Origin of the sequence: Polaromonas sp. (assembly GCF_018780625.1) — a bacterium.
Taxonomy (GTDB): domain Bacteria; phylum Pseudomonadota; class Gammaproteobacteria; order Burkholderiales; family Burkholderiaceae_C; genus Polaromonas.
Genome location: NZ_JADMJK010000208.1, coordinates 1 through 6,712, shown reverse-complemented (window position 1 = coordinate 6,712; position 6,712 = coordinate 1). Strand labels below are relative to the sequence as shown.

Here is a 6,712-nt window from a genome sequence, read left to right as displayed (position 1 = left end):
ACACGTCGCGCACCATGCCCTTGGCCTTGTGCATGTAGAACTTGCGCCCCTGCTGGGTGACGATGCCGGCGGCATCCTGGCCACGGTGCTGCAGCAGCAGCAAGCCGTCGTAAATCAGCTGGTTGACCGGGGCCTTGCTAACGACGCCGACTATTCCGCACATGGTGTTTCGCTCATGGTGTTGTCTACTCTCAAAAATAAATTCAAAAAACTAATTCAGATACTTTGCAAACGGCTCAGGCAGTAGCGGCGCCACGCCCTTGAGCGTCGCCGTGAGTAGGGGCGCGCCCTGCGACTCCAGCCACCAGGGGCTGGACTTGAGCGCCGTCATGTCCATCACGACGGTGGCGACCAGCAACAAGACCACCCCGCGCACCAGCCCAAAGGCCGCACCCAGCGCGCGGTCCACGGGGCGCAGGCCGACGGCTTCAACCAGCTTCTTGAGCCCATGCGCCAGCAAGCCCGTCACGAACACGGCCACAATAAACACAAGCACAAAGGCCGCCGCATAACGCACTGACTCTGAAACCGAAGACAAGGGCAGCATCGCGGCCACCTGCGGTGCGGCCCACTGCGCTGCATAAAACGACGCGACCCACGCCAGCAACATCAGCACCTCGTACACCAGCCCCCGCCACGCACCCAGCAGCAGGGATAAAAGCAATACGCTCGCCAAAATCCAGTCAAGCACCGCAACGCACCCGCAAGCGGCTCACAGGGAAAGAATGGCGGCCGGCAAATCAAGCGACTTGATCTTTGCAGCAGCCTTTTCTGCGTCAGCCCGGCTGGCAAACGGGCCCACGCGGACGCGGGTGCGCTTGCCGTCCTTGGTGTCCGCCACCTGGGCGTAGGTTTTAAGACCCGCGCGCTCCAGCTTGGCCCGCACCTCACGGGCCTTGTCCACGTCGGCAAATGCGCCAACCTGCACGACCACACGGGCGTCAGTCTCGGCCACCACCGCTTTGGCAGATGGCGGCGGCGCAGCATTGAGCAGCGCTTTGGCCCGCGCACCTTCGCTGTCCGGCACGGGGGCCTTGGGTGGCGGCGGTGCCGGTTTGGCTTCGGCCTCGACTGGCGGCTTCGGCACGGCACGGACTTCTGCTTTCGCGCCCGGCTTGACATCGTTTTTAATAGCAACCGGCGCCCGCTCAACAGGGGCTGCCGCAGGTCGGGATGGCAAAATTTCTTCTTCGGGTGCAAGGCTTGCGTCGGCAGTCACCTTTTCGGCCGGGGCAATTTCCTTGCGGGTTGCCGTGCTGCCAGCCGGTGCGGGCAGCGCCAGCGGCTTGACCGTGTTTTTGCCGGGAATTTCAATCGGTATGTCCACGGCAATGGGCCGCGGCTGCGTATCAAACAGCAGCGGAAAACCCACCACACCCATCAACACCAGCAAGGCCGCGCCGATCAGGCGGTGCTTGGCACGTTTGCGCATGACTTCCACGCTGTCCGTCTGGACCGCTGATGCTGCAGGAGGCGCAGCGTTGGAGCCGCCCCGGCGGAAGTTGAAAAACGACATGGTTGGCTTGAATCCGTTAAAGGTTAACGCGGTCTGGCGGGCATTCCAGAGACGAGGTCAGGCCGTTTTGTGCGACCTCATTGAACTTCAAGTAGCCAGATGCGGCGCCGAAAGACGCGGCACACCGTCCTTCAAAATGCCACCCACCGTGAGGAAAGAGCCAAAAACCACAATTCTATCAGCGGGGTCTGCGGCCTCAACAGCTGCCTGCAGGGCCAACTCAGGGCTTTTGTAAGCATGGGCCATCACGTCCGGACGGGTTTTTACCGCTGCCCATTTGGCCTGAAGTGCCTCGCCGGTGGCAGCACGGGCCGTGGGCAGGTCGCAAAAATACCACTTGTCAATCAGCGGTCCCACGCGCGCCAGCATGGGCGCCAGGTCTTTGTCGGCCATGGCGCCAAAAACAGCATGGGTGCAGGGGTAAAACCCCATGGCATCAAGGTTTTCAGTCAGCGCGGCGACCGAATGCGGGTTGTGCGCCACGTCCAGCACCAGCGTCGGCTGGCCCGGAATGATCTGAAAGCGCCCCGGCAACTCCACCAGGGACAGTCCATTGCGAACGGCCTGGGCGGTGACAGGCAGGCGGTCACGCAAGGCCGTCAGCGCCGCCAGCACCCCAGAGGCATTGACCAGCTGGTTGGCGCCGCGCAGCGCCGGATACGCCAGCCCGGCATAACGCCGGCCCCGGCCGGCCCAACTCCACTGCAGCTTGTCGCCTGAAAAATTGAAGTCGTGGCCAAAGCGCCACAAGTCAGCACCCACTTCGGCCGCATGATCCAGAATACTTTGCGGCGGTACCGGGTCACTCACCACCACCGGCTTGCCGGCGCGCATGATGCCGGCTTTTTCCAGGCCAATGGTTTCGCGGTTGTTGCCCAGCAACTCCATGTGGTCGAGGTCAATGCTGGTGATCAGGGCGCAATCGGCGTCCAGGATATTGACGGCATCCAGCCGCCCGCCCAGGCCGACCTCCAGAATGACCACGTCCAGCCTGGCATCGGCCAGCAGCTGCAAAATGGCCAGCGTCGTGAACTCGAAGTAGCTCAGCGAAATTTCATCGCCATTCAGGGTTCTGGCCCTTTCAACGCGAGAAAAGTTAGCGACCAATTCAGGCGCACTGACAATATCGCCACGGACCCGGCAGCGCTCTTCAAAGTGCACCAGATGCGGCGAGGTGTAGACGCCGGTGCGGTAGCCGGCCTCCATCAAAATGGCCTCCAGCATGGCGCAACTGGAGCCTTTGCCGTTGGTGCCGGCCACGGTGATGATGGGGCAGCTGAACCGCAGCCCCATCCGCTCGGCCACTGCCCGCACGCGCGCCAGCCCCATGTCGATGGTTTTGGGGTGCAGGCGCTCGCAGTGGGCCAGCCAGTCGTCAAGTGTGATGAGGTGTTCCATACAGTCCCGTATTGTCGCGCAAGGCGGAAAACCCTTGGGCGGGCGCCAACTTGCCGTTTCAGCGCATCGCTGGCGCCCGCCAAATACTATCAATTTAATAGCAACTTGCGACCAATCCATATGGGCCAAGGTCACTTTTTATTGAATTCATGGCAAACTCGCCGCATGATCATTCTCTACGGCATTGCCAACTGTGACACCGTCAAAAAAGCCAGGGCGTGGCTCACCGCGCACGGCCAACCTCATGAATTCCACGATTTCAAGAAAAACGGCGTTCCGGCCGACAAACTGGCGTTGTGGGCGCAAGCCGTCGGCTGGGACCGGCTACTGAACCGCAAAGGCACGACCTGGCGCAAGCTGGACGCAGCGACGCAGGCCAACGTGACGGATGACGTGACGGCGCTGGCGCTGATGCAGGCCCACGCCAGCGTCATCAAGCGCCCGGTGGTGGACTGGGGGCCGGACATCACGGTCGGGTTTGATGCTGCGGCCTGGGCCGCGCGCGTTTAGACGTTTAGTCCTCCCCCATGCGATGCTGCAGCTGGTCACCAGCTTTACAGACATTTCATCGAACTCTGGGCCCCACAACCGCTCTATTCATCCATTGACCAACTGACTACCAGGCCACGAGGCAGAAAGGGATCACCACCATGAAAAGAGCACGCGCAAGCACCCTGCTGGTGTCCAGCCTCGCGGGCGCGGCGGCCCTGGCCAGTTTGCCGGCGCCTGCCATGGACATCCTGGCACGGGTGGTTTCCAGCACGCCGGTGGTGCAGCAGGTGGCCGTGCCCCGGCAGGTGTGCAACAACCAGGCCTACATCACGCAGGCACCCCGATCCGGCGCGGGCGCGCTGATGGGTGCGTTGGCAGGTGGTGCGGCCGGCAACGCCATTGGCGATGGCGGGGGGCGGACAGCCGCCACCATGATCGGGCTGGTCGGCGGCGCCATGCTGGGTGACCGCATCGAGGGCGGTGCCCCCCAGATCCAGAACCTGCAGCAGTGCGCGACGCAAACTTTTTACGAAAACCGCGTCAGCCACTACAACGTGGTCTACGAATACCAGAGAACGCAGTACACGGCGCAGATGCTGAACGATCCGGGTCTGTACGTGCGGCTGCAGGTGACACCGGTTGGCGCCATGACGACAGCGCCCCCAACCTTCCAGCCGGCCCCGCCCCCGCCGCAAGCCTACTATCAGCCCGCCCCCATGCCGCCAGCCTATGTGCAACCCATGGTCGCGGCACCGGCCTACCCCGCCTACCCCGTCTATTACCCGCAGCCTTACTACGCACCGGCCTATGCGCCAATTTACCTGCCGATCGGGCTTTCCCTTAACTTTGGCTACAGCCGGGGTTATGGCAGTTACGGCAGGCATCGCCGCTGATAGGGAGGTCGCCAGTCCCATCAAAAAAAGGGCGTCGAAACGCACCTTTTTTACAGACAACATTTACTGCGCCGTTTGAATCAGGGCACCTTTGAACAGCACCGGCCCGCTCGGCCCGCTGCCAGCCGGCACGCCGCCTTTGGGCTCCAGGCTGATGGCCAGCGTGGGGACTTCCTGCATGTCGCTGTCGGCAGCCGTCAGGCGCACCACCGGGTCACCCGAGAGCACGCCCAATGAGCGGGGCGCCGCTCCGGGCGGCAGCGCCCAGAGTTCCAGCGACTTGTCAGGCTGCTCGCGGAAATCTCCAACCCGCTTGAGCAAGAGCTTTTTATTCCTGGGATCAAAAGTCACCAGCATCGACGCGGAGGCCTTGTCGTCGGCCAGCACCGCCACGTACTGAATCTCGGGGGTGGCCGACAGTTTGGCGCTGAGTTCCTGCACCTGGCCGCTCAGTTGGGTGTTCAGGTTCAGCCCGGTCACCACGGCGATCACGGCCGCAAAGGCGCCAGCCGCCGTCGCGCCGCGCCACAGCCCCAGACTGGCCCACCAGCCGCCAGCTGCCGCTGCGGCAACGGGCGCCGCACGCGCAGCCTGCATGGCGCGCGCCTGCTTTTCGGCGTTGACGAGGTTTTCAATGCGCTGCCACACCGCCGGGCTGGGCGCGGCCTGCGGCTGCAGTTCGGACACCGAGGCCAGCCGGCTTTGCCAGATCAGCGCCGCAGCGCGCAGCGGGGCGTTGTCACGCGCCAGCGTTTCAAAGCGGCGGCGCGCCCCACCGCGCAGCGTGCCCAGCGCGTAGCTCGCCGCCAGCTGATCCATCAGGGCAGGGTTGTTCAAGATATCCATGCTGATGTCCCAGAAAGCGCGGGGGAAAACGAGCGCAGCGCCGGGCCGCCCCAAGCAAGCTCAGCCCCCTCGGGGGGCAACGTATTACACGCAGTGAAAAGTGTGGGGGCCATATTCATGCGAAGCGCCCCATGCAGCCGCGCAGTTGCTCCAGGCCGCGGCGAATCCAGGTTTTGACGGTGCCCAGAGGCAGCCTGAGCTGCTCGGCCAGTTCGCTGTGGCTCAAGTCCCGCAGATAGGCCAGGCTCACGACCTCGCGCTGCTTGTTCTCAAGCTGGCTCAGGCACTGGTGCAGCGCCCAGGCCTGTTCGCTGGCCTGCGTGGTGTCCATCGGGTTGGGCGAGTCGCCCGCCACCGTGTCTGAAATCACGTCGTCAAGTTCCTTCATCACATCCGCTCGCTCGGAAGTCCGGCGGCGCAAAAAATCAAGGCCCCGGCTGCGCACCACCAGGCCCATCCAGGCCATGGGTGGCGACAGCGACGCTTTGTAGTCACCGGCAATTCGCCAGATGTTCAGAAAAGCCTCCTGCAGCACATCCTCCGCCCATTCGCGGTTGGTGACCACGCGCACGGCGACGCCGTAGAGTTTGGACGAGGTCAAGTCGTACAGTTCGCGCAGGGCCGGCTCATCGGCCAGTGCAACACGGTCAAGGAGTGCAATCAATTGAATATCCGGGCTTTCTGGCTTCATGGAAGATGATTGTCCAATATTCCTGAATACGCCCGCAAGGTCAGATCGGATTCAACACCCTCAATCCGCCGCAGCGCAGGCCCGGCCAGCGGTGTGACCTAAAATAATTGCTTTATGCGCCAGCGCACTGGCCGCCCTGTTTTTCACTGTTAACCAATCCATTCCATGACTACCGAAAAAATTGACAACGTCAGCGTCAGCACCCAAGCCAGCGTGTACTTCGACGGCAAATGCGTCAGCCACGGCATCACGCTGGCGGACGGCACCAAAAAATCGGTCGGCGTGATCCTTCCGGCCACCTTGACCTTCAACACCGGTGCGCCCGAAATCATGGAATGCGTGGCGGGCAGCTGCGAGTACAAGCTGGCCGGAACCGACCAGTGGCTCACGTCGTCAGCAGGCGAGCAATTCAGCGTGCCGGGCAACGCCAGCTTTGATATCCGTGTTGCCGCGCCCTACCACTACATCTGCCACTTCGCCTGAATCCGCCGCAATCATCCGCCCCCACTCAAGACCACGCAGGAACCCATTTCATGGCCACCATACTTCAGCATCTTCCCATCGGCCAGAAAGTCGGCATTGCATTTTCAGGCGGGCTTGACACCAGCGCAGCCCTGCACTGGATGAAACTCAAGGGCGCCGTGCCCTATGCCTACACGGCCAACCTGGGCCAGCCCGACGAACCGGACTACGAGGAAATCCCGCGCAAGGCCATGCAATACGGCGCTGAAAAGGCCCGCCTGATCGACTGCCGCAGCCAGCTGGCCGCCGAAGGCCTGGCCGCGCTGCAGGCCGGTGCCTTCCACATCACCACCGCCGGCGTCACCTACTTCAACACCACGCCGCTGGGCCGCGCCGTGACCGGCACCATGCTGG

At 63.0% G+C, this 6,712-nt stretch carries 9 protein-coding genes and 1 pseudogene; 4 read left to right on the top strand and 6 right to left on the bottom strand.

The annotated features are described in order from the left end of the window. The 4 genes and pseudogenes from IV091_RS15365 to folC form a co-directional block, all read right to left on the bottom strand. Window positions 1-163, bottom strand: a pseudogene (locus tag IV091_RS15365) (amidophosphoribosyltransferase); the annotation flags it as partial. 48 nt (window positions 164-211) lie between these two features. Further along, window positions 212-691, bottom strand: a complete 480-nt coding sequence (locus tag IV091_RS15360; protein ID WP_293470132.1) for a CvpA family protein — start codon at window positions 689-691, stop codon at window positions 212-214. 21 nt (window positions 692-712) lie between these two features. After that, a complete protein-coding gene (locus tag IV091_RS15355; protein WP_293470131.1) occupies window positions 713-1,516 on the bottom strand; it encodes an SPOR domain-containing protein in 804 nt (267 codons plus the stop codon). 87 nt (window positions 1,517-1,603) lie between these two features. Then, window positions 1,604-2,914: a bifunctional tetrahydrofolate synthase/dihydrofolate synthase gene (gene folC, locus IV091_RS15350; protein WP_293470130.1), complete on the bottom strand. Its 1,311-nt coding sequence runs from the start codon at window positions 2,912-2,914 to the stop codon at window positions 1,604-1,606. A 165-nt stretch (window positions 2,915-3,079) separates the two neighbouring features. Between folC and IV091_RS15345 the strand changes: the two genes are divergently transcribed. Then, complete coding sequence (locus IV091_RS15345; RefSeq protein ID WP_293470129.1) at window positions 3,080-3,424, top strand: arsenate reductase; 345 nt, start codon at window positions 3,080-3,082, stop codon at window positions 3,422-3,424. Window positions 3,425-3,564: 140 nt separating this feature from the next. Then, on the top strand, window positions 3,565-4,299 hold the full coding sequence (locus IV091_RS15340) for a glycine zipper 2TM domain-containing protein (RefSeq protein WP_293470128.1): 735 nt from the start codon (window positions 3,565-3,567) through the stop codon (window positions 4,297-4,299). Between the two features lie 63 nt (window positions 4,300-4,362). Here the strand turns inward: IV091_RS15340 and IV091_RS15335 are convergent, their stop codons facing one another. Both IV091_RS15335 and IV091_RS15330 read right to left on the bottom strand, forming a co-directional pair. Then, window positions 4,363-5,145 carry an anti-sigma factor gene (locus IV091_RS15335; RefSeq protein ID WP_293470127.1) on the bottom strand — a complete coding sequence of 261 codons (783 nt, stop codon included), beginning with the start codon at window positions 5,143-5,145 and terminating at the stop codon, window positions 4,363-4,365. Window positions 5,146-5,260: 115 nt separating this feature from the next. Continuing rightward, window positions 5,261-5,836: a sigma-70 family RNA polymerase sigma factor gene (locus IV091_RS15330; RefSeq protein WP_293470126.1), complete on the bottom strand. Its 576-nt coding sequence runs from the start codon at window positions 5,834-5,836 to the stop codon at window positions 5,261-5,263. A 165-nt stretch (window positions 5,837-6,001) separates the two neighbouring features. Between IV091_RS15330 and IV091_RS15325 the strand changes: the two genes are divergently transcribed. Then, on the top strand, window positions 6,002-6,319 hold the full coding sequence (locus tag IV091_RS15325; protein WP_293470125.1) for a pyrimidine/purine nucleoside phosphorylase: 318 nt from the start codon (window positions 6,002-6,004) through the stop codon (window positions 6,317-6,319). 50 nt (window positions 6,320-6,369) lie between these two features. Then, a partial coding sequence (locus IV091_RS15320) for an argininosuccinate synthase domain-containing protein (protein ID WP_293470124.1) occupies window positions 6,370-6,712 on the top strand: 343 nt, incomplete at its 3' end.

Excerpts from the sequence above, each read along its gene's own strand:
- IV091_RS15355 (WP_293470131.1), bottom strand. The coding sequence starts at position 1,516 with ATGTCGTTTTTCAACTTCCGCCGGGGCGGCTCCAACGCTGCGCCTCCT.
- folC (WP_293470130.1), bottom strand. The coding sequence starts at position 2,914 with ATGGAACACCTCATCACACTTGACGACTGGCTGGCCCACTGCGAGCGC.
- IV091_RS15345 (WP_293470129.1), top strand. The coding sequence starts at position 3,080 with ATGATCATTCTCTACGGCATTGCCAACTGTGACACCGTCAAAAAAGCC.
- IV091_RS15340 (WP_293470128.1), top strand. The coding sequence starts at position 3,565 with ATGAAAAGAGCACGCGCAAGCACCCTGCTGGTGTCCAGCCTCGCGGGC.
- IV091_RS15335 (WP_293470127.1), bottom strand. The coding sequence starts at position 5,145 with ATGGATATCTTGAACAACCCTGCCCTGATGGATCAGCTGGCGGCGAGC.
- IV091_RS15330 (WP_293470126.1), bottom strand. The coding sequence starts at position 5,836 with ATGAAGCCAGAAAGCCCGGATATTCAATTGATTGCACTCCTTGACCGT.
- IV091_RS15325 (WP_293470125.1), top strand. The coding sequence starts at position 6,002 with ATGACTACCGAAAAAATTGACAACGTCAGCGTCAGCACCCAAGCCAGC.